The sequence below is a fragment of the Flavobacterium sp. GT3R68 genome (genome assembly GCF_007109225.1).
Lineage (GTDB): Bacteria > Bacteroidota > Bacteroidia > Flavobacteriales > Flavobacteriaceae > Flavobacterium.
Genome location: NZ_VJZK01000001.1, coordinates 82,000 through 106,014, shown reverse-complemented (window position 1 = coordinate 106,014; position 24,015 = coordinate 82,000). Strand labels below are relative to the sequence as shown.

The following is a 24,015-nucleotide window of genomic DNA, read 5'->3' as shown; positions in this document are numbered from 1 at the left end:
ATTACTGTTTCTATTGCTGTTTTTTACTCTGTTTAGGAACTGATTCCCTTGGCTAATAAAACTTTCCACGCCGACAGTACATCATGGTTGTTGAGGTACTCTTTGGCTTTCTGGTGCTGTTTCAAAATATCATCGGCACTCAAAACGCCTTTTACGGCAAAATTTTCCTTTACAAATATATCAATTTCTTCTCTTGTGGGCAATGCCTCAATGTTACCCAGCATCCCGAGGTCGTTTCCGTTGAAAACAGGGCTTTCACGGATGAATTGCGGAATTTCGTCCACACCAATCCCTAAGGTGGTCAGCGGTTTAGGGACCTCAAACAGTCCTTGATTGGAACGCGAATACCAATTGCCTCCCATTCGGGAAACCAAATCAATTTTATGCTGATCGATCGAACCATTCTCATCCAGAACGGATTCGTCGATATGAATTTTTACGACCTCACAGATAATCAGGTTTCCGGCGCCGCCTTCGGTTCCCAATTGAATGATGTCATTGACTTTGCATTCAAACTGCACCGGGGATTCGGCCACGCGGTACGGTTTCACAATATCCGAAGGGACCATCGTCAACCCGGATTTCAGGAATTCATTGATACCATCGGCATATTCGGTGCTCGACAGCGAGACCTGCTGTACAATATCATAATTCACCACATTAATCACCACTTCGCGGGTAGCGTCGGCATTGATGAGGGTGTGTTTGATGGTATTGTCGCGAACGCGTCGGGCAGGGGAGAAAATTAAGATGGGCGGATTCGAACTGAAGACATTAAAAAAACTGAAAGGTGATAAGTTGGGATTTCCGTCGGTATCCATCGTGCTGGCAAATGCTATCGGACGCGGGCCTACGGAACTTTGCAGATACCCTTGTAATTTGGCTGAAGTGATGTCTTTGGGTTCAATACTGATCATAAAATTTTCAATTTAGACAAAAGTAATAAAAGGAATTCAGAATGGCGACCGTTGTTTTTACGATTTATCAACTAAATGATTGGAAATAGCCGGAATACCTTTCGTTATTTTAGCTTGATATTTTTTTGTCTGGAGACGAAAAATAAAACCGTCCTATATAAAGTACACGGATGACACGGATTTAATCGGATTTTCCACCGATAGAAATTTGTTACTATATTCTGCCTTGAAAATTTTTTGTAACTCCTGTTTTTTTTATATAACTAAAATAATCTGTGCCGATCTGTCAAATGGGTGTCATCCGTGTTCTATTTAAAAAATAGCTGAAAGAGGAAATGGGCTTCAAAAAGGGATAGGGATACTTTCAATCCCAATATTTCGTTATATTTATGCCACAAAATTGACTGTATGGACTTTTCGGACAAAAGAAGTGTTACCCGCTGGATTATCATTGTTGTTTCCTTTATCATCATCTCACTGATTCTCTGGAACACGTACGTGTTTTTTCAGATTTTTAAAAATGAGGAACGCCTGAAGATGGAGATATTGGCTACGGCCCAGAAGACCCTGTTTAATGCCGGCGAAGACACCCCGTTAGACCTTCCGCTGAAAATTTTTAGCAGCAATTCGACCATTCCGATTATGGTGACCGAGAACGACAGCATCATCAATACCATTAATGTCGATGATGAAATCATTAACAATGAAAAGAAATCCACCGACTTTCTATATAAATTATCCACCGAAAACCAGCCCGTGGTGATCGAATATGTTCCGGGAAAATTCCAATACCTGTATTACGGAAACTCCTCGTTACTGAACAAGCTGAAGTATTATCCGGTGGCATTGCTGCTGATCATTTTCCTGTTTGGCGGATTGGTCTATAATTTCTACAGAAGCACCAAAATGGCCACGCAGAATAAATTGTGGGCGGGTATGGCCAAAGAAACGGCACATCAGATTGGAACCCCATTATCCTCTTTAATCGGATGGCTCGAAATCATGAAAGCCGATAATGTGGATGAAACCACCGTCTCCGAAATCGAAAAAGATATTGTCCGGTTACAGAACATCACCGATCGTTTTTCCAAAATAGGGTCGGAGCCGGTACTGGAAAGCAAGGATATCATTGCTGAAACCGAGCATTCTTTTGAATACCTGCAATCCCGATTCTCCAAGCAGGTGGAATTTAATTTTAAGGCTCCCAAAACCCCGATAATGATTTCGATTAATCCGGCATTGCACAGCTGGACCATCGAAAACCTCGTCAAAAACGCCATTGATGCGATGAGGGGCCGCGGTAAAATTGTGGTTTCCATTGAGGAAGATGCCAAATATGTCAAGATCAAGATTTCCGACTCCGGGAAAGGGATTCCGAAAAATCAATTCAAAAGAATATTCGAGCCGGGATTTACCACCAAAAGAAGAGGGTGGGGGTTAGGACTTTCGCTGACGAAAAGAATTGTGGAGGAATACCACAAAGGAAAAATTAAAGTACTGAGTTCGGAAGTAAATAAAGGAACTGTTATGCAGGTTTGTTTCCGGAAAAATATGCCGGTTTAAAGATACTCTGTCCGCAATTTATAAAACATGCTTTTGCGTACCAGCTTGGATTTGCTCAGGTATTTCGTGACGAACACTTCCTGTTGATTGGCTTCTCTCATCGTTTCAGTCATTGATTTCCGCATCGAATTGACAGTCTCCATATTGGTTCTGTCGACAAAGCCTATGCTGTTCAACAGTTTTTGGCTGTATAGCAATTTGGTCATCGTTACTGCCATCATATTTTTTAAAGCTTCATCTGAAACATGGGGTTTGAACTGTCTGTTTCGGTACTGGATGAAGTTGTTCAACTCATACACTCCTTCATTATACGCTTTTACGACCTCATTAAAATCGGCTATAACCTTACTCTGCCGGGTATAATTGATTTGGCTCTTTTTGACATCAAGATATTCGGATATCGCTGAATTTTTACCGCCGGCTTGTTCTATTCGGGCTACAGTGGCAACTGATTGCTCCGTCTCGGACAGGGTTTGGTAATTGGTAATGGCAGATTCATAATCAAAAGCGGTTTTGGCTGTTGTATTTTCAGGTTTTCCGCTGACGAATTCCTTTGGGCTCACCGGATAGGTCAGGAATTGCCACATATAATCAAAAGGCAGGTGGGTAGCGATAATTTTCCAGGGTTCTGCCTTAAAAAAAGCATTATTGATTTTCCGGATATAGGTTTTTTTATTGACAAAACCGGAACCCCAGGTAGGGTCGAAAACGTACCATTTGTTATTGATTTTGGCACCACACCACGCATGGGAAACATAATTTACGCCGCCTTGTTGTTTGGTATAGCCCCCGATGATTGCCGATTCTATCCCCACTTTTTGAGCAAGATCATGGAAGACTTCGGCATAATGGATGCAAACGCCTTTTCTGGTCTGTAATGCTTCGTTGATTTTTTCTTCTGAAGTTTCTTTCTGCTCCCTACTGTTCATGTTGGGCACATCATAACTGATGTTGGAAGCGGTCCAGAAAAAAACCGCACGGATCTTATCATTGTCACTGCTAAAATGCGTGTTAATGTAATTGGCTATTGCCGATGTGGTTTGGGTATCTTTTGCGGGAATGGATGCCATCATGTGGTCGATAGCAGTGTATTCATTGCGTGCCTGTCCGAAAACCGAACAGGTTGTAAGTAAAACAAACAGGAAAAAAACATTCTTCATCATTAGTATCAATTAAGCAGATACGTCTCTCACAAAAGTCATTCCAAATTTCTAATCAAAAAAAATGGGAGGCATTGATTATCAGTATTATAAAAAAGAATTGATTTTTTTGGCCAGAGCTTCAAATTCCTCCGGAGTCAGGGTTACTTTATGTTTGAAAGTCATTTCGCCCATTTCATTCAGCGGAATCAGGTGCACATGTGCATGCGGTACTTCCAGTCCGATAACCGCCATACCGACTCTTTTGCAGGGCACAGCTTTTTCAAGGGCAATGGCCACTTTTCTGGAAAAATGCATCAGACCCAAATAATGCGCTTCATCCATATCAAAAATCTTGTTGACCTCGAATTTCGGGATGCATAAAGTATGTCCCTTTGCATTGGGATTCACATCTAAAAAAGCCAGGTAGTTCTCGTCCTCGGCTACTTTATAGCTTGGGATTTCACCGTTTATGATTTTTGTAAAAATGGTTGACATACGCTTTGGTTTAGTCTCTGGAAATTTCTAAAATCTCAAATTTCAGTATACCGTTCGGAACAGTAATTTCGGCTACTTCACCTACTGATTTTCCAAGCAGTCCTCTTCCAATTGGAGAAGTCACCGATATTTTCCCGGTTTTAAGATCGGCTTCGCTTTCGGCTACCAACGTGTATTTCATTTCAGTGCCGTTAGACTGATTCTTGATTTTTACATTAGACAGGACCAATACTTTGGAAACATCCAGATGCGTTTCATCAATCAATCGTGCATTGGCATGAACTTCTTCCAATTTGGCAATACGCATTTCCAGCATACCCTGCGCTTCTTTGGCCGCATCGTATTCAGCATTTTCAGATAAATCACCTTTATCTCTTGCTTCTGCTATATCTTGAGATGCTTTTGGACGCATCACGCTTTTTAAGTGGTCTAATTCTTCCCTCAATTTCTTCAATCCTTCTGCTGTGTAGTAAGATACTGCGCTCATAATTTCATCGTTTATATAAAATAGAAAAAATCCCATCGGAACGGGATTTCTTTTTGCAAAGATAATAGCTATTTATTTTTAGTCAATATTAAATGTCATTCCAATAGAATTCAAAGTTAAATAAATTAAATTTGTTCACGCTATTATTTTAAGAAATTTTGAAAGATGAAAAAATATATCCTGTTATTGTTATTGCCATTTATATTTAGCTGTGAAAGTGAAAATTTTAATAATCACAATCCGTATATTCCCAATTATGGTTTCTCTGTAGACATCAATACCGATTTGCCGACGTATAATAATCTGAAGTTTGCGGGAAATGGGGTGTATATTGGAAGTTATGGTGCCCGGGGTATTTTTGTTTTCAACACCGGAAGCGGGTATACTGCTTTTGATGCGGCCTGTCCCAATCAAGCTATAAGTTCGTGTTCGACGATGTCAAAAAACGGAATCAACGCAGTTTGTTCCTGTGACAGTGCTTCCTATAGTTTGTATACGGGTCAAAGCCAGGGAAAACAATATCCGATGAAACCTTATCGTGTCGAGGCAAATGGGAATTTGATTCGGGTCTATAATTAAAAAACAGCAGAGCATCCGTGAAGATGACCCTGCTGTCCCAACAAATAATGAAAATCTTAGAATTTCAAAGTCACTCCCACTAAGAAATTGATTCCTGCCTGAGGATAATAACCTGCTCCATCGTAAGTGATTGGGGATCCTGAAGAATCGTCGTCATACGTGTAGTAATAACCATTTGATTCATATTTGGCATCAAAAATGTTGTTAATCAACCCTGTAAAAACGATGGATTTGAATACTTTTTTGGTTAAAAGTTCATAAGACATACTCAGGTCATTGACAAAATAGCTGTCCAGTTTGGAACTTTCCGAATCGATATTCCCCATAAATTGCTCTCCTACGAATTTTGAAAGAAAGTTAACCTGCAGGTTTTTAAAAGGTGTAACAGCCAAGATGTTTCCCGCAACAATGCTTGGAGAATAAGCAATATCAGTATCTCCTAAATCCTGTAACACGCCATCTCTCTGAAAATGATAATCTACATTCTTATTAGTACTAAGGGTAATGTTAGGCCTGATGGACACCATTTCAGATAAAGTAACCGCCGCATCTAATTCAATTCCTATACGGTAACTGTCTCCCACATTTTCTCTCAAAGGAGAACCCACATCATCCAACGCACCGGTTAACACCAGTTGGTCCTTATAAAACATGAAATACGTATTTACGTTCAGTTTTGTTTTAGGGGTATTCAATCTCCAGCCCAATTCGAAATCATTTAGTTTTTCCGGTTTTGGATTTCCATTTTCATAATCGGTCCTGTTTGGCTCACGATTCGCACGCGCATATGACAGATATAAACTGTTTTTGGTGTTCACGGCATACGTTATGCCCGCTTTTGGATTAAAGAACTGGAATGTGTCATTCACTGATCCGGTTTCCGGGCTGTCTGCTTTATAGGTCACAGTCCTGATTTGTAAATCCCCGTACAAGCTCAGTTCTTTGGTTAACTGATAATTGGCTTTTGCAAAGATATTCTCGTCGATTTTAGTAGCCTGATCATTATAGTAATGGTCACCCAGTTCACTATCCGAAGCATACCTGGCCCAGATTACTTCTCCGTAGTGCAGCCCTTCATATTTGTTAAGCCCGTATCCGAGAATCAGGTCCAGGTTTTCATTTTTATAATTGGCAGAAAAAGTGGTTCCGTAAAAATCATTGTCCAGCCATTTTCTTCTGACCAAATCTGTTGTATTAACGGTTTCTCCTCCAATAACGATTGGTGTGAATCCATAATCAGCAAAATCGGCATCTTCTTTAAAACTTTCATAATAGCCTTTTCCTTTGGTATAATGCAAAGCCATATTCATATTCCAATGTTTCGATAATTTTTCGCTCCAATGCAATTGATAATGATCCTGGTTGTAGTTATCCACTTCATTTTCGTAAAACTTCATGGTTCCGGCATCATCAAAATACATTCCCGCAGAATTAAAAGTGCGGTTCGTTTTTAAGGTTGCGGCATCAATTCCATTCCAGGCTTGGTAGGTTCTTTCATGGCCTCCAAAAACAAGCGCCTTGATTAAAGTGGTTTTTCCAACGAAAGTTCCTTGCAGGAAATACGATTTTAAATCCGACGATGCCCGGTCAATGTAGCCGTCTGACGCAATATTAGAAAGCCTTCCGGCAATTTCAAACTGGTTGTTCATTAATCCGGTGCTGAATTTTACCGTATGTTTCCGGGTATTGAAACTTCCGCCGGAATTTGAAATCTCTCCTTTACTTTCCTTAGAATAGCTATCAGTAAGTAAATTCAGGCTTGCGCCAAAAGCTCCCGCTCCATTTGTTGAAGTTCCAACCCCGCGCTGTAATTGCAGGCTCTCTACAGAAGATGCGAAATCGGGCATATCGACAAAATAAGTTCCCATGCTTTCGCTATCGTTGTATGGGATTCCGTTTAAAGTCACATTCACACGCGTCCCGTCGCTTCCACGTACCCGGATTCCGGTGTAGCCCACGCCATTTCCTGCATCGGTAGTGGTAACCACCGATGGAAGGAAGTTCATTAATAATGGAATGTCCTGACCCAAATTGCGTTTCGCCAGCTCCTCTTTATTGATATTGGAAAAGGCCACAGGCGTTTGTTCGGTCACACGGACAGTGGAAACTAAAACTTCATCTAGATTGATTGTTTTGGATTTTGTAGTGTCGGTTTTGGTTTTTTCCTGTGCAAAAACACTACTGTTCGAAAATAGCGCCAAGGCTATAATCGAAGAAAATTTTAAAGCAGTTTTCATTCGTAAATAGATTACGAATAAAAGGGGTAATTATTCTGTTGTTAAATTAATTGTTTTTGACTTTGCGGTGAAATTGCCAGCGCGCGTTCTGGCTCCTTCGCTAAAAATGTTCACTGAACATTTTTTATCGCTCGGTCCTCCCTTGGCAGCATTACCTGCCCAGGTTCTTTGGGTATAATCTCAGCTCGTTATTTGGAGCACCCCTTTGAGACGGTGCAAATTTAGAAAAGTTATTTTGATATTCCGTTGGATTGGGCTTGGATTTTTATCAAAACACAAACTACATGACAATCAGCTAATTGAGGTCAGGTTTTCTTCGATTTTGCTTTAATTCGGACTGGCTGCGTTTGTTGTGAATCCGTTTTTTGATTACGGATTTAGGGACTTTAGTAGCTTTTCGTGCTTTTGGAACGAGTAAACCTTTTCTGATTATTTCCAGAAAACGCTTGATTACAATTTCCTTGTTCTTCAACTGGCTTCGGTCTTCATCACAGTTTAAAATCAGGATTTGTTCGTTGGTCAATCGTGTTGCCAACTTCATTTCTAAGAGCTTTTTTTCTTCTTCTGATAATGCCTGTGATGCAAACAAATCAAAAGAAAGTACCACTTTTGAGGATACTTTATTTACATTTTGGCCACCGGCCCCACTGCTGCGGACGGCCTTGAACTGTAATTCGGATATAATTTTTATAGCGTCCAATATTACTGTGGCTGATGGGCTGGTTTTAAAAGGTCATTGACGGTTTTTACAGGATTGAAGGTAATCAATGGAACTTCGACAAATAAGGTAATCCAGTTGGCCATCGCCCCGTTCCATAATCCGGGTAACTCATAGGCTTTAAGCGGTTTTCCGTTTTTATTTTTTTCTACAATGAAACCACTTTTGATATCAATGAATTGGGTCAGGTCAAATTTCTCGCCTTTGAAATCTTTGATGGCACACACCAAATCTACGGGATTGAAATGGGTTGCCTTCTGAAGAATATCTTTCTGTTGCGAGTTAGTCAAATCAATTTGTGAGGTTTCAATAATCTGGAGTGAGTCATTTCCTTTGGAATCTAATGTCCAGAATGGGCCGCCCCCCGGTTCGCCTTCATTTTTTACCATACCACAGACCCTGATTGGCCGGTTCAGTATGGCTTTGAGGTGGCTGATTTTATTTTCTAAGGTGTATTTTGTAAAGTCATCAATGACTCCGGTGTTGAGTTTATTTTTGACAAAAGTGGTGATCTCTTCAATGTCATGCTCTCGGACCTGCTCAATTTTGGTTAAATAGGAAAAAACCTGTTGTTGGATTTCGATGAGGGTTCCAGCCAGTGCTTTTTTATAAAAGGCAATGGTTTCAATATGATTTTGAATGACATTATCAATGTTTTTAATAAAAATAACATCCGCATCCAACGCATTCAGATTTTCAATCAGGGCTCCGTGACCTCCCGGACGGAAAACGAGTAGGCCATATTCATTTCTGAAAGGATTATTTTCCAAATCAACAGCAATGGTGTCGGTGGATTTTTTTTGGTAGGAGAATTTTACATCCACTTCAATTCCGGACTGGATTTTCATCTTGCTTTTTAGTGGGTCAACCTTCTTTTCAAACTGCTCCTGATGGATTTCCGAAACCGTGAAGTGTAAATGTGCAATCGTATTGGAACTGGAATAATAGGCGCTTTCGTTCAAATGCTCTTCCACCGGAGTTGCAACATGGTCTTTGTACTTATGAAAAGGCAGTACACCTTTTGGTTTGTTGGCAAAATCAAAATTATCGGAGGCCAGTATTTTTTTTATGAAATGATAATTCTTTTGATCTTGTTTCAAAGAATCAAAATCAGTAATTTCCGTTCGTAATCTATCATTGACCTGTTCGAAGAAAGGAAATTTTTCCAGGCCCGCTAAAAAAACAGTGAGGTTATTGGCTTTTTTCCGGTTGATGTAAGCGTTGATGGTTTCCGTTTCTGAATCAAACTCATTGAGGAATTCATTGAGAAATTTGAACATCCGGCTGGCTGCACCGGAAGCGGGTACGAATTTTTTTAGTTTCAGTTTTGATTTTTCATTGTCAAATAAATCTGCCGCGTTTTGGAATTGCAGTTCCGACAGTTTAATAATCCCATCCCCCAGGGTTGCCGGTCGGGACAAGAGGGCTTTTGATGCGCCGTTTTTAAAAATATTCAGTTGTTTCTGTATGGTTTCCAATTGAATCTCATTATCACAAATCTGCACATAATCCTTCGGCGAAAAGTTCATTTCCTTCGCTTTAGAGAGATTATCAATGATGCCTATGGCTTTGTTCAAACGGGTGACCATATTGCCGGATAGCACCATAAATGCCTTATCATTTTCAATTAATGCTTGTTTGAAAGTATCAAAGGTGGAGTTCCTGTCTAAAGGACTGTCTCTCAAATCGTCTTTTTCCCATGGGACATCCACATCGGTCAGGAAAAATAAATCATAGTCGTGTTCGCGTGCCGCTTTGTCTAAAATTGGATCGCAAAAGTTATAGTATATCTCGGAAAAAACCTTTGTTACCAGTAGAGATGTGTCGGCAAACAAATATTTGTTGGCAATCAGCAAAGCCTCGTTTTCCAGTCTTGTCTGGCCAACAGCAATAGGCATTAAATCTTCCGGTTCACAGCCTTTTTTAAGCTTATTCCATTTGTCCTGCAAATAATCGCGCGCAAATTCGGGGGCCCAAACTGTTTCATAGTGGGCTGCCAATTGTTTTGCTAAAGTCGTCTTGCCAGTACTTTCCGGTCCAAAAATCGCTATTTTTATAGTATTTGTGGGCTGCTGCTTAAGGTTTTCTTCCATTCTAAATAGCCATAAAAGGCAATGATTGTAAATATTATATATTGAATACTGGTAAAGGTGAATCCTTTTATAAAAAATAAAGGGATGCATATGATGTCACCAATGATCCACATGATCCAGTTTTCAATTTTTCTTTTGGCCATCAGCCACATTCCCACAAAGAAAATCCCGGTAACAAATGTGTCAACATAGGATGACCACGTTGTAAATTTATCAAAAATAAGATAGATAATAATAACAAAAATAATTGTTAGGGTAAAAATTATGGCAGCAATGGTCTTTTCGTTTTTAGTCATCCGGGAAATAGGATATTCGACCGTATCTCCTTTTTTTCGGGTCCAATGGTACCATCCATAAATGCTCATGATGAAATAATAGCCATTAATCGTCATATCGCCCAGGAGTGACCATTTATAAAGAAGGTACACATAGATTAAGGTGCTTATTATTCCGGTGGGGAATACCCATATGTTATCTTTCTTGGCGCACCAGACACTCCACAATCCAAAAATAACAGCGATGATTTCAAGAATGATATCGTGTGTGGGATACCCATTGTATTGGGAAAACAAATATTCGATCATTTTAGGAATTAAAAAAGTTGGAATCATTTTCGAAGGCAGTACCAATCACGACCATATCGGCTCCGGAATCATACGCGTTCTGGATTCCTTCTGTATTTCTGATGCCGCCACCAACAATCAGAGGAATCCCTATATTTTGAGAGACCAATTGAATCGTTTCCAATGGTACCGATAATTGGGCACCGCTGCCTGCCTCGAGATAAATCAGTTTGTTGCCGAGCATCTCTCCCGCCTGAGCTGTAGCAAGTGTCAATTCGTAATTATTCCGGTTTAACGGAGTTGTTTGACTTACGGTAGATACGGCCGTTTCGCCTCCGCTTTCTATGAGGATATACCCAGTCGATATGATTTCGAGCTGCGATTTTTTCAATAATGGAGCAGCTTTTACCTGATGGCCTATTAAATAATCAGGATTTCTGCCTGAGATCAGGGATAAAAACAAAATCCCGTCAGCTTTGTCCGAAATTTGGGAAGGATTCCCCGGAAAGAGCAAAATCGGTAGGGAAGAATTTTGTTTTAATCGCGCTATTAAATCGGCTATTATATCGGTTTCCACCAAGCTGCCGCCTATCAGGATATGCGTAGCGGGAGATTGATTGATCTTCTCGGTCAGTTTATTCAAGGCGTCCAATTCAATCTTATCCGGATCGAGCAGGATGGCCAATAGTTTGCGGCCGGATTTTTTTGCGGCCACGATTTCGTTGTAGAGCATTATTTCTCTTGTACATTAATTGATTTGGTAAAAGTAGGCCTTTTTTAAAATCCATAAAATTTTAATGGTATTTTTGTATGATATCCTATAATTTCACTAATGATACCGCAAGAATTATTAGAATCCCAAAATGCCGGCCGCAAGAAATACAGTAAGGGGGAGATTATTTTCCGCGAGGGAGAATTTCCAGCTTATTACTATCAGATTATTCACGGCGAAGTAAAAATGTCCAATTTTAATGATGACGGACGGGAATTTATCCAGGGAATCTTTCATGATACCCAAAGTTTCGGAGAGCCACCGTTGTTTTTGGAGCGTAGTTATCCGGCTAGTGCTATTGCGGTTACGGATTGTGAACTTTTTCAGCTTCCAAAAGATAAATTTCGGGATCTGGTTAAAGAAAATAATTCTATTTCGCTTTCTATTATTGAGAATTTGGCGCAGCGCCTTCATTATAAATCGGTAATGGCAGCCGAAATCTCTTCGCAGGAACCGGAACACCGCTTGCTCAAACTGATGGATTATTCAATCCGGTTTTTTAAAATCGAAAATGAAAAGGATGGCCATCGTATTGACCTGACCCGCCAGCAGATGGCAGATTTAACTGGCCTTCGCGTAGAAACTGTAATTAGAGCCATCAAGGCACTCGAAAGAAAAAACCTTGTTAAAATCATCAATCGAAAAGTGTATCGATAAATTTTTTAAGATTGTGATTTAAGTCATAAAACCCAAGCCTGTGCAGGTTATAAATTTGTGATAATTAAAATCACATAGTATGACACTTTATCAAAAAACGTTTCAGGAATTTGAAAATAAATATTTAGGATGTGCAACTATGGCTATCATTGGCCAAAGTTGTTTGGGTTCGGTCGCAGTAATGTATATCCTTATTAATGGAACATCTTTTTTTCAGATGGTTCAATTGGCCTTTGTGGTCGTTTCTTGTATGGGCGTGAACGGAGCCATTTTATCACAGCAGTCGCCTAAATTGGTGTTTAACCTGGTACTTAACAGCGCCATGGTAAGCTTTTTAATGATTATTATCAATACGATATTCCTTTAAAAAATGAAAAAAGACATTCAGAACCGGGCGGACTTATCATTATTAGTCCACGCTTTTTATTCCAAAATACGATTGAATGAGGAGATTGGCCCGGTATTTAACGAAACTATTAAAGATTGGGATTCCCACTTGGAAAAGCTGATTGATTTTTGGGAAAGTAATTTATTTGCCGTGAGGAAATATGTCGGAAATCCAATGTTGGTGCATGCCAAGCTGGATGAACAATTCAAGCATACCCTCGATCCGACACTTTTTGGATTGTGGCTGAATCTTTGGTTTGAGACTATTGAAGAATTGTTTGAAGGTGAGAATGTTGAAATCCTGAAACGTCGTGCCCGAAAAATGGGAACGGTGTTACTAGTGGCTATCTATGAAAATCGAGGCCCCGGTTATTCGGATTCCATGGCATAGACTAAAGTGAAATTTTCTATTTCTTCAAAATGGACGGCGAATTTTGTGACGATTCCCTTAAAATGAAGATACGCTGTGCCGTCTTTGTCTTCCATTGAAAATGGATCCATTTTAATATGATCCTTAAAGCTGATGCCCGCTTCGTTGCGGACTTTAAAGATGGCTTCTTTCGCTCCCCAGAGTACCGTTAATTTTCGAATGTAATTTTCATTTTCGGAATCCAAAAAATTGAACTCGCAATCGATAAATTTATCTGCAATCCGAATGATCTTTTCCCGCTGCATTTCCATATCGATACCAATATTGACGTCACTCAGAATGATGGCCGAAAACTCATGGGAATGGGTGATGGAGATGTGTTTGCCGTCTTTTAAAAGCGGTTTCCCGAACTCGTCATAGTTGACATCAAAATCAGAATAGCCAATGTGATGCAATAATTTGCGGACACTCAGGAAGGCGCGCTTCTGAAGTTCCGAACGCATTCCGCCCAGACGGATAATGTTCCTTTCGTTGAGTTCGACTTCGTTGCACAACTCCTCATAAGATTCTGTTATTTTCCAAACAAAAACCTGAATCGAATCGCTGACGTTAATTATTTTGTGTAATGGCATTGATTACTTCTGATTTAGCCCTGATAAAAGCGGCATCCCACGCCTTTTCGCGTGGATACAGCGGATAGCAGGAAATAGCTTTTAAAAATCATTTCATTAAAATTCAAAAGATTACATCTGTAAATAATTCATAATTATTAGGGAAATCATTTTAAATAAAAAAGGAATTCCGTAAATTTGCGCAATTATTTAGCAATTACAAATATATAATAGATGAGTACAACAACAATACCTTTTGTGGCCTACAAAGTGAAAGATATTTCTCTTGCGGCTTGGGGAAGAAAAGAAATCGAATTGGCAGAAGCAGAAATGCCAGGATTAATGGCGCTTCGCAGCGAATATAAAAACGAGCAGCCATTGAAAGGTGCGCGTATTGCAGGATGTCTTCACATGACGATCCAGACTGCAGTTTTAATTGAGACCTTGATTGCTCTTGGTGCTGAAGTGACCTGGAGTTCTTGTAATATTTTCTCAACTCAGGATCAGGCTGCCGCTGCCATTGCTGCTGCAGGAATTCAGGTTTATGCCTGGAAAGGTCTGAACGAGGAAGATTTTGACTGGTGTATCGAACAAACTTTATTCTTTGGCGAAGACAGACAACCGTTGAACATGATTTTGGATGATGGGGGAGATTTGACCAACATGGTTATTGACCGTTACCCGGAATTGGTTGCCGGAATCAAAGGTTTATCAGAAGAAACGACTACCGGTGTTCACAGACTTTACGAAAGAGTGAAAAACGGAACATTGCCAATGCCGGCAATCAACGTGAATGACTCGGTTACGAAATCGAAATTTGACAATAAATACGGTTGTAAAGAAAGTGCTGTAGACGCGATCCGTCGTGCAACAGACTTGATGTTGGCCGGAAAAAGAGTCATCGTTTGTGGTTATGGTGATGTGGGTAAAGGAACTGCGGCTTCTTTCAGAGGTGCGGGATCTATTGTTACCGTTACTGAAATTGACCCGATTTGTGCTTTGCAAGCTGCTATGGACGGATTTGAAGTTAAAAAATTAGATACTGTTATCGGTACAGCTGATATTATCATTACTACTACCGGAAATAAAGATATTGTTTTGGGAAGTCATTTCGAGAAAATGAAAGACAAGACTGTTGTTTGTAATATCGGTCACTTTGATAACGAAATTGATATGGCCTGGTTGAACAAAAACCACGGTGCGTCAAAAATTGAAATCAAACCACAGGTGGATAAATATACCATTGCAGGAAAAGACATTTTAGTCTTGGCAGAAGGTCGTTTGGTGAATTTAGGATGTGCTACAGGGCACCCAAGTTTTGTAATGAGTAACTCATTTACAAACCAGACTTTGGCTCAAATTGAATTATGGAAAAACAGTGCTGCGTATAACAATGACGTATATATGTTGCCAAAGCATTTGGATGAAAAAGTGGCGTTCTTACACTTGGCTAAATTGGGTGTTGAGTTGGAAGTGTTGCGTAACGACCAGGCAGAATACATTGGTGTTGCTGTTGAAGGACCATACAAACCAGAATATTACAGATACTAGTATTAGTCATTGCGAGGAAACGAAGCAATCTCACTATTATAATCTAAACCCTCGCTGAAAAGTGAGGGTTTTTTGTTTTACGATAAAATTTCAGTAATATTACTATAAAAATAAAACTTACAAATGAAAAAGCTGACTCTTACCTTAACATTGTGCGGATTGTTATTCGCCACTGCCTGTAAAAAAGAAGAAACGGTGACCACAACAACCGAAGACGGTCAGGTGACCGTGACTACAACGACTACCAAAAACAATCTGGACCTGGAAATTGGAGAAAGAGCCAAAACGAATCTGGACGAAGCCAAGAGAAAATTAGAAGAAGCCAGAGCTTCTGGAAATAGTGAAGCACAACAGGCAGCTCAAGCCGCAGTTGACAAAGCAGAAGCGGCTTGGCAATCGACCAAAGAAGGAGCTCAGGAAGTCAGAGAGGATTTGAAGGAAGGGTATAATGATGCATTGGAAAACGCCAAAGCAAAATAATCCACAATATAAAATACAAAAAAACCCGTTCGCCTTGGCGAACGGGTTTTTAATATCAAAAAAATCGTATTTCTTATGCTTCGAATGGAAGGATAGAAACGTATGATTTATTTTCACCTTTTTTCTGGAACTTAACCACTCCATCAACTCTAGCATGTAAAGTATGATCTTTACCCATGTAAACATTTTCACCTGGATTGTGTTTTGAACCTCTTTGTCTTACTATGATGTTCCCGGCAATAGCAGCTTGACCACCAAAAATCTTAACACCTAAACGTTTTGATTCTGATTCTCTACCATTCTTGGAACTACCGACACCTTTCTTGTGAGCCATGACGTATTAGTTTATAATGTTATTATTCTTGTGTTGTTTCTGCTTTTTTAGGAGCTTTTTTCTTTGGAGCTTCTACATCAGCAGTAACTTCAACAGCTTCTTTTTTTGCAGCAGTCTTTTTAGTTGTACCAGTCGCGCTGATTCCTTCAATTACAATTTGAGTAAGATACTGACGGTGTCCGTTTCTCTTTTTGTAACCTTTTCTTCTTTTCTTTTTGAAAATGATTACTTTATCTCCTTTTAAGTGTTGTAACACTTTGGCTTCTACTGAAGCACCTTCTATAGCTGGGGCGCCTAAAGTGATTGTACCGTTATCATCTAACAAAAGAACTTTGGCGAAAGAAATTTTCGAACCTTCTTCATTTGTCAAACGATTAACGTAAACCTTTAAGTCTTTGCTTACTTTAAATTGTTGCCCTGCTATCTCTACGATTGCGTACATAACAATGATGTTTAGTTAATTTTTAAGGATGCAAATATACAACTTAAAATTTATTGTGCAATCACTTCTGCAAAAAAAATAGTTTTATTGGTAATCAGTCCTTTAAATTATTTTTTAACAGTATTAATCAAGCTAATAATCGTTAAATTCGCTTTAAATTAGGATAGTCAAATAATATATTGCGAAAAAAAAGTATTTTTGACGTAACAAAAAACAAAATTGCACTACCAATTCGTTTCAATCAACCAAATTATTAATCTTTTATGAAAAATTCATTAATGGCTTTAAGTTCTATGATTATGCTCGGCGGTACCGCATCAGCGCAAAAAGTAGCTTTTGAAGAGTACAATTTAGACAACGGGATGCATGTTATCTTGCATAACGATGCCTCGGCTCCTGTCGTAATCACATCAGTAATGTATCACGTAGGATCTAAGGACGAAAACCCGGAACGTACTGGATTCGCGCACTTTTTCGAACATTTATTGTTTGAAGGAACTGCCAATATCAAACGTGGCGAATGGTTCAAAATCGTTACTTCAAACGGAGGAATCAACAACGCGAACACTTCTGATGACAGAACCTATTACTATGAAGTTTTCCCTTCTAACAATTTAGAATTGGGATTATGGATGGAATCAGAAAGATTAATGCATCCGGTAATTAACCAAATTGGTGTGGATACCCAAAATGAGGTGGTAAAAGAAGAGAAACGTCTACGTGTTGACAACCAGCCTTACGGAAGCCTAATTGCCGAAGTAAAGAAAAATATGTTTGTGAATCACCCGTACCGTTGGGCAACCATCGGATCTATGGAGCATCTGGATGCTTCAAAACTGGAAGAATTCCAGGCATTCAACAAAAAATTCTATGTTCCTAACAATGCCGTTCTTGTAGTGGCAGGGGATTTGAATGACATTGCCAAAACTAAAGAATGGGTTCAGAAATATTTTGGGGCTATCCCGAGAGGAGCGGACATCGACAGAAAAACTTTTGTTGAAGCGCCGATTACCCAAACGATAAGAGCAACATACCAAGATCCGAACATCCAGAAACCAATGGTGGTAGCTTCGTACAGAACCCCATCAATGAAAACACGTGATGCCCGGGTTCTGGATATGATTTCGACGATCTTAAGCGACGGAAAAAGTTCAAGATTGTACAAAAAAATCGTAGAAGACAAGAAAATGGCGTTACAGATTGGAGCTTTCAGCTACAGCCAGGAAGATTACGGAATGTATATCCTTTACGGAATGCCGCAGGGAGACAATACTTCTGAAGCTATCGTTAAAGAAATAGATGAAGAAATTGTTAAAATCCAGAACGAGTTGCTTTCAGACAATGAAATGCAAAAACTGAAAAACAAATACGAAAACAATTATGTAAACGGAAATGCCAACGTTGAAGGTATTGCCGAAAACTTAGCTTCTTATTATTTATTATACGGGGATATAAATTTGATCAATACTGAAATTGAAATGTACCGTTCTATCACAGCTCAAGAAATCAGAGATGTTGCCAAGAAATATTTAAATCCAAACCAACGATTGATTTTGGATTATGTTCCATCAAAAGACAAAGCTCAAAACTAAGATATCCTCATGAAAAAAACACTTATAGTATTAAGCTTGTTTATAACAGTAATTATGCAAGCACAAGACAGAACTCAGCCAAAACCTGGTCCATCACCAGCTATTAATATTAAAAAACCAGCAACTTTTACTTTACCTAACGGACTCAAGGTTCTCGTAGTGGAGAACCATAAACTTCCTAGGGTTTCTTTTAATCTGACCATTGACAATACGCCAGGTTTGGAAGGATCTAAAAAAGGAGTGGACAATCTGACCAGCAGCTTAATTGGAAAAGGAAGTGCTACCATTTCAAAAGATGTCTTCAATGAGGAAATTGACTTCTTAGGTGCTGACATCACCTTTAACTCTGCCGGAGCTTCAGCAAACAGTTTGTCTAAATATTCAGGAAGAATTCTGGAATTAATGGCAGAAGGTGCCTTGAATCCAAATTTCACGCAAGCTGAATTCGACAAGGAAAGAGACAAATTAATAGAGCGTTTAAAAACAGATGAAAAAAATGTGGCTGCTGTAGCTTCGCGCGTTCAAAGCGTGTTGGCTTTCGGGAAGAACCATCCTTTTGGGGAATACCTGAGCGAAGAGACCATTAAAAACGTTACCCTTGAAGATGTAATCAACAACTATCACACGAATTTTGTTCCTGCGAATGCGTATTTAATTATCATTGGAGACGTTAAATTCAAAGACACTAAAAAAGCGGTGACCAAACTTTTTGGATCATGGAAAAAAGCGACTGCTCCAAGTCTGGAGTATGCTGAGCCAAAGAACGTTCAATATGCGCAAATCAACTTTATTGATATGCCAAACGCGGTTCAATCCGAAATTGCTTTGCAGAATACGGTGAATCTGAAAATGAATGACAAAGAATATTTTGCCGCTATTGTTGCGAACCAAATTTTGGGAGGTGACTTCAACAGTTACCTGAACATGAATTTGCGTGAGGCGCACGGTTGGACATATGGTGCCCGTTCAGGCATTAGCGGAAGCAAATATGTTTCTGCTTTCAGAGCTTCTACGCAAGTAAGAAATGCGGTTACTGATAGTGCAGTAGTTGAATTTTTCAATGAAATCAAAAAAATCAGAACTGAAAAAGTATCTGCTGAAGTATTGAACAATGTTAAGGCAGGTTACATTGGAAAATTTGTAATGCAAATTGAGAAACCACAAACGGTTGCGGGTTATGCATTAAGAATCAGAACGCAGGGCCTTCCTGAAGATTTCTACGAAAACTACATCAAAAACATCGAGGCAGTAACTGCTGAGGACGTTATGGCTGTAGCCAATAAATATTTCCTTGCTGACAATATCAGAGTAGTAATTGTAGGTAAAGGAAGCGAAGTGATTCCAGGTTTGGAAAAACTAAAAATCCCAATGTTCTATTTCGACAAATTTGGTAATCCTGTTGCCAAACCGGTAATGAAAAAAGAGGCTCCCGCCGGAGTTACCGTGAAAACTGTTTTAGACAATTATATCACTGCAATTGGTGGTGCTAAAGCGGTTGCGGCTGTGAAAACGATCTTTATGACGGGTTCAGCTACCATCCCACAAGCACCAATGCCTATAAAATTTACTGCTAAAAAGGACTTTAAAGGGAAAGCTTTAGTGAAAATCGAAATGGAAGGAATGGGCGAATTGTCGAAGCAAGTTGTGAATGATAAAATCGGTTATTCTGTGCAACAAGGACAAAGAAAAGATTTGACTCCTGAAGAATATATCGAGAGAAAAGCATCTGCTACGACATTCGAAGAATTGCTTATGTTGAAGAAAACGGATTTGGTTCTTGACGGAATCGAGTCTATCAACGGAAGTGATGCGTACATCATCAAAAATGGTAAATCAACTATATTCTACGATGTGAAATCAGGGTTGAAAGTTTCGGAAACAAAATTGGTTGAAAAAGGAGATAAGAAAATGACTGTGACTACCAATTATTCTGATTATAAAGAAATAAAAGGAGTTAAAATACCTTTCGGCATGGTAATCAATCAAGGAATGGAACTGGACTTTAAAATCTCTGAAGTAAAAATCAACGAAGGAGTAAACGATATCGATTTCCTTTAATCACATCGAAACCTATATGCAAAAAGGCCATCTGAAAAGATGGCCTTTTTTATTTTTTTGCCGATAAGTAAACGCCAAACAATATGATAAAAGCACCGAAAAACTGAACCAGCGTTAAGGATTCGTTGTCCACCAATCCCCAAAAGAACGCCACAATCGGAATCAGATAAGTGACCGACGAGGCAAAAATGGGGGAGGACATCTGAATCAATTTAAAGAAGATGATGTTCGCGATACCGGTCCCTACCACTCCCAAAATTAAGATAAACCAAACGGAATGTTGTACTTCCGGTTGCGCTGCCATGGAAAAAAAATCGGTAAAGGAAAGGACAACCAAAGCGGGAATAAGCAACACAGCAAAATTACCCGTAGTTATACTCAACGGACTCAGGTCGGACAAGTGTTTTTTAATCAGGTTCACATTCAGCGCATAGCAAATGGATGCAATTACGACTAAAATGGCATAATAGTAATTCTGTCCCGGATTGTTGATGGCGCCGTTAAAAATAAGCAACATGCAACCAATAAGGCCGATAACGACGCCGAAAAACTGCCGACGCGCAAAGGTCAATCCGAATACGAAAGCGCCTAAAAGCAGTGTGTAAAGCGGTGTCAATGAATTAAGAATAGCACTTACGGAGCTATTAATTTCCGTCTGTGCAAATGAAAACAGATAAACCGGCAGAAAAGTCCCGCATAGCGCAGTCAGAATAATAAATTTCCATTTTCCTAAAGGAATTAGCGTGAGGCTTTTTAAACCAATGACCAACAGAAAAACCGCAGCGAAAACAATCCGCAAAGATCCCAACTGAAACGGTGTTAATGCTACGAGCCCTCTTTTTATCAGGATAAAGGAACTTCCCCAAATGAGGGCTAAAATAATCAGTAACCCCCATTTTAATCTTTGTGCGCTCATAGCTGTTTTTTTTGCACATCAAAATTGTAATAATTTTATGAATTACCCCTTTCTTTTTTTTGTTATTTTTGCAAACACTTATAAATTAAGTGTTTGCCCTATATATAAATCTAAATTGATTATTATGAACTTTACCAAACCATTTTTGGCTTTAGCTTTAAGTAGCTTCCTGTTTATCAGTTGTAAAGAAACTGCTGCCGAGTCAAAATCAGAAACTTCAACTGAGGTTGCTGAAACTCCAAAAGAAGTGACTCCTGCTGTAAAACCGGAAACCGCCACTTTCAGTATTGAAGGAATGACCTGCTCTATGGGATGCGCCAAAACCATAGAGAAAGAACTTGCTGCGATGGACGGTGTTCAAAGTGCTACTGTAGATTTTGATAAAAAAACGGCTACCGTAGAATTTGATGCCACGAAACAGACTCCTGAAAAATTGGTAGAAACCGTAGAAGCAACTGCTGACGGGAAAACCTATAAGGTATCCAATCTGAAATCTTCCGGAAGTCAGGCGATGGTCTTTTCACAAGATCAGGAAAAAGAAAAAAAGGAAACAGCTGCTAAAAAGAAAGGCAAAGCGAGTACTGAAGCAAAATCAGGATGTTGTGCAGCAAAAAAGCAGTGTTCAGCGGACGAGAAAAAAGCAATTACCATGTAATAATTTGGTATTTCCATTATAAAAAAGGAGCTCAATTCAGCTCCTTTTTTTATTTCCATTTTAAACTTTCCATCAGGTTCTGCATGTCATTCTTCAGATAACTGGCTGCCGGCATAATCGAATCATAATTAGGCTTGGCATAAAAATACACTGAACCCGCAACAAAATGTTTTACGCTGTCGGTCACGTAAAACTGCGTATTGGTAGCGGCGTTTCCGCCCACCTGATAAAACATTCCGTATACCTTTTTATCGGGATTCAAGTACGGTTGTTCAAGGATATCGTCCGCCTTGATTACATGTTCATAGGTAAGCTTCTGAGCATCGCGGAGCAAGATATTGATATTGTTATTTACCGGTTTGTACGTCAGATATACCGTCGCTTTCATTTTAGGATAATTGATTTCAAAATTACAGTCGCCTTTTTGTTTGATGACCGCATTCGAATTAATGTCAAACGTAAATGGGCACGCATTTTCAAAATGGGCATATTCTGCCACCGGATAATCCAATCGGAGGTAACTCGATGGTTTTGGTACCACATCGTCCTTACAGCTGAAAAGAGTAAAACATGCCGATATGGCCAATGAAAAGGATATTATTTTTTGGAGCATTGTCTGGTTATTCAATAGTTATTTTAATTTGCTTAATTCGTTTTTTATCGACTGCTTCAATTGAAAACAAGCAGTTGCTGAAATTTATCTTCTGTCCTTTTTTTGGAAAATTACCTAATATTTCCAAAATAAATCCGCCCAATGTTTCGGCTTCTCCTTTGCTTGATTCAAAAAGGGCAGTGTCTACTTCGACCAATCGATAGAAATCCTTCAGGTTGGTTTTGCCTTCAAAAAGGAAATTTTTATCATTGATCTTCGAAAATCCGATATCGTCCGCGTCAAATTCATCACTGATATCGCCCACAATCTCTTCGATGACATCTTCCAGAGAGACAAGTCCCGAAGTTCCCCCATATTCATCCACTACAATCGCCAGATGGTTTTTCATGCTTTGAAAATCCTTCAGCAAATTGTCCAGTTTTTTGCTTTCGGGCACAAAAAAAGGAGGCCTGAGCAAAGTGACCCAATTAAAATCCTTTTTGTCAATGTGGGGAATTAAATCCTTCACAAACAAAACGCCTTCTATTTGGTCAATACTGTCCCGGAAAACCGGAATTCTCGAAAAGCCATTTTCAATGATTTTTGGCATGATCTCATCGAAAGCTTCGTCGATTTCTAATGCAAAAATATCAATTCTTGGGCTCATAACCTGCTTCGTGTCGGTATTTCCGAAAGAAACAATGCCTTCCAGTAATTTTTGTTCTTCTGGTGAGGTTCCTTCTGACGAGGTGAGTTCCAATGCCTGCGAGAGATGATTGACGGAGAATTTAGATTTTTGACGCCCCAGTTTTTCGTGTAAAAAAATGGTTGCAGATCGCATGGGCAGACTAATCGGAGAAAGTAACTGGTTCAGTATGGCCAATGGTTTAGCTATGAATTTAGCAAAACGGACGATGTTTCTGCTGGCGTAGACTTTTGGTAAAACTTCTCCAAATAATAAAATCAGGAAAGCCACTGCAAGTATTTCGACAAAAAATCTTAATGTGGTCGCCGCAATCGCAAAATGCCATCTTTTGCTTAAAAAAAAGAACAGTATTATAATCCCGATGTGGGTGAAATTACCGGCTACGATTAAGGTAGCCAATAGTTTTTTGGGTTTGTCCAACAATGTCCTTATGAGTTGGGATTTGGATTGATGCTTACGATCTAAATCCTCAAGATCTTGTGGTGTCAATGAGAAAAAAGCGACTTCTGCGCCCGAAATCAGCGCTGCGCAAACGAGCAGGAATAGCATTACTGGTAATCCGATTACCACATCGGTGTGCAGTGCTGAGATGAAGAAACTGGGAGGTTCCGGGTCCAAATTTAATGGAATTAGTTAAACATTTAGAAGGGAAGGTCATTCTCAGGAAGAGAAGGATTTTGCGGGTCAAAGTTAGTATTTTTTGCGGGCTCAGAGGTTGGCGGCGGTTTATTTCCTTCGGTATCTTTTTTAGTGGTCAGGAAAGTGAATTCGGTCACCTGGATTTCGGTCGTGTATTTTGTAGTGCCGTCTTCTGCCTGCCATTGACGGGATTTTATTCTTCCTTCAACATAAATTTTGTCTCCTTTCACCAGATATTTTTCGCAAATCTCCGCGGCTTTGTTCCGCACGACCAAATTATGCCATTCGGTGGTATTGATCTTTTCGTTGGTGGTCTTATTGATATAAGTCTCGTTTGTTGCCAAAGGAAATCGTCCGATGCAATTGCCGCCATCAAAATAATGCATCTTCACATCATCTCCAAGAAAGCCAATCAGCATCACTTTATTTAAGGTACCACTCATTTGATATTCGATTTAG

26 protein-coding genes and 1 riboswitch are annotated in these 24,015 nt (G+C 39.5%); of the genes, 10 read left to right on the top strand and 16 right to left on the bottom strand.

Features of this window, described 5'->3' with window-relative positions; all coding sequences use genetic code 11:
• Window positions 1-32: 32 nt before the first annotated feature.
• Window positions 33-917, bottom strand: a complete 885-nt coding sequence (locus FNW07_RS00470; RefSeq protein ID WP_126743320.1) for a flavin reductase family protein — start codon at window positions 915-917, stop codon at window positions 33-35.
• A gap of 408 nt (window positions 918-1,325) precedes the next feature.
• Here FNW07_RS00470 and FNW07_RS00465 point away from each other — a divergent pair, with 408 nt between their 5' ends.
• Window positions 1,326-2,480 (top strand): PAS domain-containing sensor histidine kinase, encoded by a 1,155-nt coding sequence (locus tag FNW07_RS00465; protein ID WP_126743321.1) that lies wholly within the window; start codon window positions 1,326-1,328, stop codon window positions 2,478-2,480.
• Here the strand turns inward: FNW07_RS00465 and FNW07_RS00460 are convergent.
• The 3 genes from FNW07_RS00460 to greA all read right to left on the bottom strand — a co-directional run bounded on the left by FNW07_RS00460 (window position 2,477) and on the right by greA (window position 4,604).
• Window positions 2,477-3,643, bottom strand: coding sequence for a transglutaminase domain-containing protein (locus FNW07_RS00460; RefSeq protein ID WP_126743322.1), 1,167 nt, complete (start codon window positions 3,641-3,643; stop codon window positions 2,477-2,479). The two genes, FNW07_RS00465 and FNW07_RS00460, sit on opposite strands and share 4 nt — an antisense overlap.
• Window positions 3,644-3,727: 84 nt before the next feature.
• A complete protein-coding gene (locus FNW07_RS00455; protein ID WP_126743324.1) occupies window positions 3,728-4,117 on the bottom strand; it encodes an HIT family protein in 390 nt (129 codons plus the stop codon).
• 10 nt (window positions 4,118-4,127) lie between these two features.
• Window positions 4,128-4,604 carry a transcription elongation factor GreA gene (greA, locus tag FNW07_RS00450; RefSeq protein ID WP_126743325.1) on the bottom strand — a complete coding sequence of 159 codons (477 nt, stop codon included), beginning with the start codon at window positions 4,602-4,604 and terminating at the stop codon, window positions 4,128-4,130.
• Between the two features lie 165 nt (window positions 4,605-4,769).
• On the opposite strand from greA, the gene FNW07_RS00445 reads away from it, so the two are divergent.
• A complete protein-coding gene (locus FNW07_RS00445) occupies window positions 4,770-5,183 on the top strand; it encodes a hypothetical protein (protein WP_126743327.1) in 414 nt (137 codons plus the stop codon).
• A 56-nt stretch (window positions 5,184-5,239) separates the two neighbouring features.
• On the opposite strand, the gene FNW07_RS00440 is transcribed toward FNW07_RS00445, so the two are convergent.
• The 5 genes from FNW07_RS00440 to FNW07_RS00420 all read right to left on the bottom strand — a co-directional run bounded on the left by FNW07_RS00440 (window position 5,240) and on the right by FNW07_RS00420 (window position 11,527).
• The gene (locus tag FNW07_RS00440; protein ID WP_126743329.1) at window positions 5,240-7,420 is read right to left on the bottom strand and encodes a TonB-dependent receptor; all 2,181 of its coding nucleotides are present in this window, start codon (window positions 7,418-7,420) and stop codon (window positions 5,240-5,242) included.
• Between the two features lie 118 nt (window positions 7,421-7,538).
• A riboswitch (TPP riboswitch) is annotated at window positions 7,539-7,635 on the bottom strand.
• Window positions 7,636-7,715: 80 nt separating this feature from the next.
• Window positions 7,716-8,120, bottom strand: a complete 405-nt coding sequence (gene arfB / locus FNW07_RS00435) for an alternative ribosome rescue aminoacyl-tRNA hydrolase ArfB (protein WP_126743330.1) — start codon at window positions 8,118-8,120, stop codon at window positions 7,716-7,718.
• A 2-nt stretch (window positions 8,121-8,122) separates the two neighbouring features.
• Window positions 8,123-10,231: a DUF4301 family protein gene (locus FNW07_RS00430; RefSeq protein ID WP_126743333.1), complete on the bottom strand. Its 2,109-nt coding sequence runs from the start codon at window positions 10,229-10,231 to the stop codon at window positions 8,123-8,125.
• Entirely contained in the window at window positions 10,192-10,815 is a 624-nt protein-coding gene (gene pnuC, locus FNW07_RS00425) for a nicotinamide riboside transporter PnuC (protein WP_126743367.1), read from the bottom strand. The genes FNW07_RS00430 and pnuC overlap by 40 nt, the downstream gene beginning before the upstream one ends.
• A gap of 1 nt (window position 10,816) precedes the next feature.
• A complete protein-coding gene (locus FNW07_RS00420) occupies window positions 10,817-11,527 on the bottom strand; it encodes a geranylgeranylglyceryl/heptaprenylglyceryl phosphate synthase (protein ID WP_126743334.1) in 711 nt (236 codons plus the stop codon).
• 99 nt (window positions 11,528-11,626) lie between these two features.
• Here FNW07_RS00420 and FNW07_RS00415 point away from each other — a divergent pair, with 99 nt between their 5' ends.
• The 3 genes from FNW07_RS00415 (at window position 11,627) to FNW07_RS00405 (ending at window position 13,001) form a co-directional block, all read left to right on the top strand.
• Entirely contained in the window at window positions 11,627-12,223 is a 597-nt protein-coding gene (locus FNW07_RS00415) for a Crp/Fnr family transcriptional regulator (protein WP_126743336.1), read from the top strand.
• 79 nt (window positions 12,224-12,302) lie between these two features.
• Window positions 12,303-12,590: a hypothetical protein gene (locus tag FNW07_RS00410; protein ID WP_126743337.1), complete on the top strand. Its 288-nt coding sequence runs from the start codon at window positions 12,303-12,305 to the stop codon at window positions 12,588-12,590.
• A gap of 3 nt (window positions 12,591-12,593) precedes the next feature.
• Complete coding sequence (locus FNW07_RS00405) at window positions 12,594-13,001, top strand: group III truncated hemoglobin (protein ID WP_126743338.1); 408 nt, start codon at window positions 12,594-12,596, stop codon at window positions 12,999-13,001.
• Here FNW07_RS00405 and FNW07_RS00400 read toward each other — a convergent pair.
• Window positions 12,980-13,612: a 4'-phosphopantetheinyl transferase superfamily protein gene (locus FNW07_RS00400; RefSeq protein ID WP_126743339.1), complete on the bottom strand. Its 633-nt coding sequence runs from the start codon at window positions 13,610-13,612 to the stop codon at window positions 12,980-12,982. The two genes, FNW07_RS00405 and FNW07_RS00400, sit on opposite strands and share 22 nt — an antisense overlap.
• Before the next feature lie 213 nt (window positions 13,613-13,825).
• Between FNW07_RS00400 and ahcY the strand changes: the two genes are divergently transcribed.
• The gene (ahcY, locus tag FNW07_RS00395; RefSeq protein WP_126743340.1) at window positions 13,826-15,142 is read left to right on the top strand and encodes an adenosylhomocysteinase; all 1,317 of its coding nucleotides are present in this window, start codon (window positions 13,826-13,828) and stop codon (window positions 15,140-15,142) included.
• Between the two features lie 123 nt (window positions 15,143-15,265).
• The gene (locus FNW07_RS00390; protein ID WP_126743341.1) at window positions 15,266-15,622 is read left to right on the top strand and encodes a hypothetical protein; all 357 of its coding nucleotides are present in this window, start codon (window positions 15,266-15,268) and stop codon (window positions 15,620-15,622) included.
• A 73-nt stretch (window positions 15,623-15,695) separates the two neighbouring features.
• On the opposite strand, the gene rpmA is transcribed toward FNW07_RS00390, so the two are convergent.
• Both rpmA and rplU read right to left on the bottom strand, forming a co-directional pair.
• Window positions 15,696-15,956, bottom strand: coding sequence for a 50S ribosomal protein L27 (gene rpmA, locus FNW07_RS00385; protein ID WP_126743342.1), 261 nt, complete (start codon window positions 15,954-15,956; stop codon window positions 15,696-15,698).
• Between the two features lie 22 nt (window positions 15,957-15,978).
• Window positions 15,979-16,398 (bottom strand): 50S ribosomal protein L21, encoded by a 420-nt coding sequence (gene rplU / locus FNW07_RS00380; RefSeq protein ID WP_126743343.1) that lies wholly within the window; start codon window positions 16,396-16,398, stop codon window positions 15,979-15,981.
• A 263-nt stretch (window positions 16,399-16,661) separates the two neighbouring features.
• Here rplU and FNW07_RS00375 point away from each other — a divergent pair, with 263 nt between their 5' ends.
• On the top strand, window positions 16,662-17,990 hold the full coding sequence (locus FNW07_RS00375; protein WP_126743344.1) for a pitrilysin family protein: 1,329 nt from the start codon (window positions 16,662-16,664) through the stop codon (window positions 17,988-17,990).
• A gap of 9 nt (window positions 17,991-17,999) precedes the next feature.
• The gene (locus FNW07_RS00370) at window positions 18,000-20,048 is read left to right on the top strand and encodes a pitrilysin family protein (RefSeq protein ID WP_185964603.1); all 2,049 of its coding nucleotides are present in this window, start codon (window positions 18,000-18,002) and stop codon (window positions 20,046-20,048) included.
• A 49-nt stretch (window positions 20,049-20,097) separates the two neighbouring features.
• Here the strand turns inward: FNW07_RS00370 and FNW07_RS00365 are convergent, their stop codons facing one another.
• Entirely contained in the window at window positions 20,098-20,964 is an 867-nt protein-coding gene (locus tag FNW07_RS00365) for a DMT family transporter (protein WP_126743345.1), read from the bottom strand.
• 124 nt (window positions 20,965-21,088) lie between these two features.
• On the opposite strand from FNW07_RS00365, the gene FNW07_RS00360 reads away from it, so the two are divergent.
• On the top strand, window positions 21,089-21,619 hold the full coding sequence (locus tag FNW07_RS00360; RefSeq protein WP_126743346.1) for a heavy-metal-associated domain-containing protein: 531 nt from the start codon (window positions 21,089-21,091) through the stop codon (window positions 21,617-21,619).
• Between the two features lie 49 nt (window positions 21,620-21,668).
• Here FNW07_RS00360 and gldD read toward each other — a convergent pair whose 3' ends face one another.
• From gldD to FNW07_RS00345, 3 genes are read right to left on the bottom strand one after another with little or no spacing between them, the layout of a single operon-like run.
• A complete protein-coding gene (gldD, locus tag FNW07_RS00355; protein ID WP_126743347.1) occupies window positions 21,669-22,232 on the bottom strand; it encodes a gliding motility lipoprotein GldD in 564 nt (187 codons plus the stop codon).
• Between the two features lie 7 nt (window positions 22,233-22,239).
• Window positions 22,240-23,535, bottom strand: coding sequence for a gliding motility-associated protein GldE (locus FNW07_RS00350; protein WP_126743348.1), 1,296 nt, complete (start codon window positions 23,533-23,535; stop codon window positions 22,240-22,242).
• A gap of 23 nt (window positions 23,536-23,558) precedes the next feature.
• A complete protein-coding gene (locus tag FNW07_RS00345) occupies window positions 23,559-23,999 on the bottom strand; it encodes a single-stranded DNA-binding protein (protein WP_126743349.1) in 441 nt (146 codons plus the stop codon).
• Window positions 24,000-24,015 lie beyond the last annotated feature (16 nt).

Bases quoted from the DNA above. Each gene is read 5' to 3' on its own strand.
- FNW07_RS00410 (WP_126743337.1), top strand. From the start codon at position 12,303: ATGACACTTTATCAAAAAACGTTTCAGGAATTTGAAAATAAATATTTA.
- FNW07_RS00445 (WP_126743327.1), top strand. From the start codon at position 4,770: ATGAAAAAATATATCCTGTTATTGTTATTGCCATTTATATTTAGCTGT.
- FNW07_RS00345 (WP_126743349.1), bottom strand. From the start codon at position 23,999: ATGAGTGGTACCTTAAATAAAGTGATGCTGATTGGCTTTCTTGGAGAT.
- FNW07_RS00465 (WP_126743321.1), top strand. From the start codon at position 1,326: ATGGACTTTTCGGACAAAAGAAGTGTTACCCGCTGGATTATCATTGTT.
- FNW07_RS00370 (WP_185964603.1), top strand. From the start codon at position 18,000: ATGAAAAAAACACTTATAGTATTAAGCTTGTTTATAACAGTAATTATG.
- pnuC (WP_126743367.1), bottom strand. From the start codon at position 10,815: ATGATCGAATATTTGTTTTCCCAATACAATGGGTATCCCACACACGAT.
- FNW07_RS00440 (WP_126743329.1), bottom strand. From the start codon at position 7,420: ATGAAAACTGCTTTAAAATTTTCTTCGATTATAGCCTTGGCGCTATTT.
- FNW07_RS00470 (WP_126743320.1), bottom strand. From the start codon at position 917: ATGATCAGTATTGAACCCAAAGACATCACTTCAGCCAAATTACAAGGG.
- FNW07_RS00455 (WP_126743324.1), bottom strand. From the start codon at position 4,117: ATGTCAACCATTTTTACAAAAATCATAAACGGTGAAATCCCAAGCTAT.
- greA (WP_126743325.1), bottom strand. From the start codon at position 4,604: ATGAGCGCAGTATCTTACTACACAGCAGAAGGATTGAAGAAATTGAGG.
- FNW07_RS00430 (WP_126743333.1), bottom strand. From the start codon at position 10,231: ATGGAAGAAAACCTTAAGCAGCAGCCCACAAATACTATAAAAATAGCG.
- FNW07_RS00405 (WP_126743338.1), top strand. From the start codon at position 12,594: ATGAAAAAAGACATTCAGAACCGGGCGGACTTATCATTATTAGTCCAC.
- FNW07_RS00360 (WP_126743346.1), top strand. From the start codon at position 21,089: ATGAACTTTACCAAACCATTTTTGGCTTTAGCTTTAAGTAGCTTCCTG.
- FNW07_RS00420 (WP_126743334.1), bottom strand. From the start codon at position 11,527: ATGCTCTACAACGAAATCGTGGCCGCAAAAAAATCCGGCCGCAAACTA.
- ahcY (WP_126743340.1), top strand. From the start codon at position 13,826: ATGAGTACAACAACAATACCTTTTGTGGCCTACAAAGTGAAAGATATT.
- FNW07_RS00390 (WP_126743341.1), top strand. From the start codon at position 15,266: ATGAAAAAGCTGACTCTTACCTTAACATTGTGCGGATTGTTATTCGCC.
- FNW07_RS00400 (WP_126743339.1), bottom strand. From the start codon at position 13,612: ATGCCATTACACAAAATAATTAACGTCAGCGATTCGATTCAGGTTTTT.
- FNW07_RS00415 (WP_126743336.1), top strand. From the start codon at position 11,627: ATGATACCGCAAGAATTATTAGAATCCCAAAATGCCGGCCGCAAGAAA.
- rplU (WP_126743343.1), bottom strand. From the start codon at position 16,398: ATGTACGCAATCGTAGAGATAGCAGGGCAACAATTTAAAGTAAGCAAA.
- rpmA (WP_126743342.1), bottom strand. From the start codon at position 15,956: ATGGCTCACAAGAAAGGTGTCGGTAGTTCCAAGAATGGTAGAGAATCA.
- FNW07_RS00460 (WP_126743322.1), bottom strand. From the start codon at position 3,643: ATGATGAAGAATGTTTTTTTCCTGTTTGTTTTACTTACAACCTGTTCG.
- FNW07_RS00365 (WP_126743345.1), bottom strand. From the start codon at position 20,964: ATGAGCGCACAAAGATTAAAATGGGGGTTACTGATTATTTTAGCCCTC.
- FNW07_RS00375 (WP_126743344.1), top strand. From the start codon at position 16,662: ATGAAAAATTCATTAATGGCTTTAAGTTCTATGATTATGCTCGGCGGT.
- gldD (WP_126743347.1), bottom strand. From the start codon at position 22,232: ATGCTCCAAAAAATAATATCCTTTTCATTGGCCATATCGGCATGTTTT.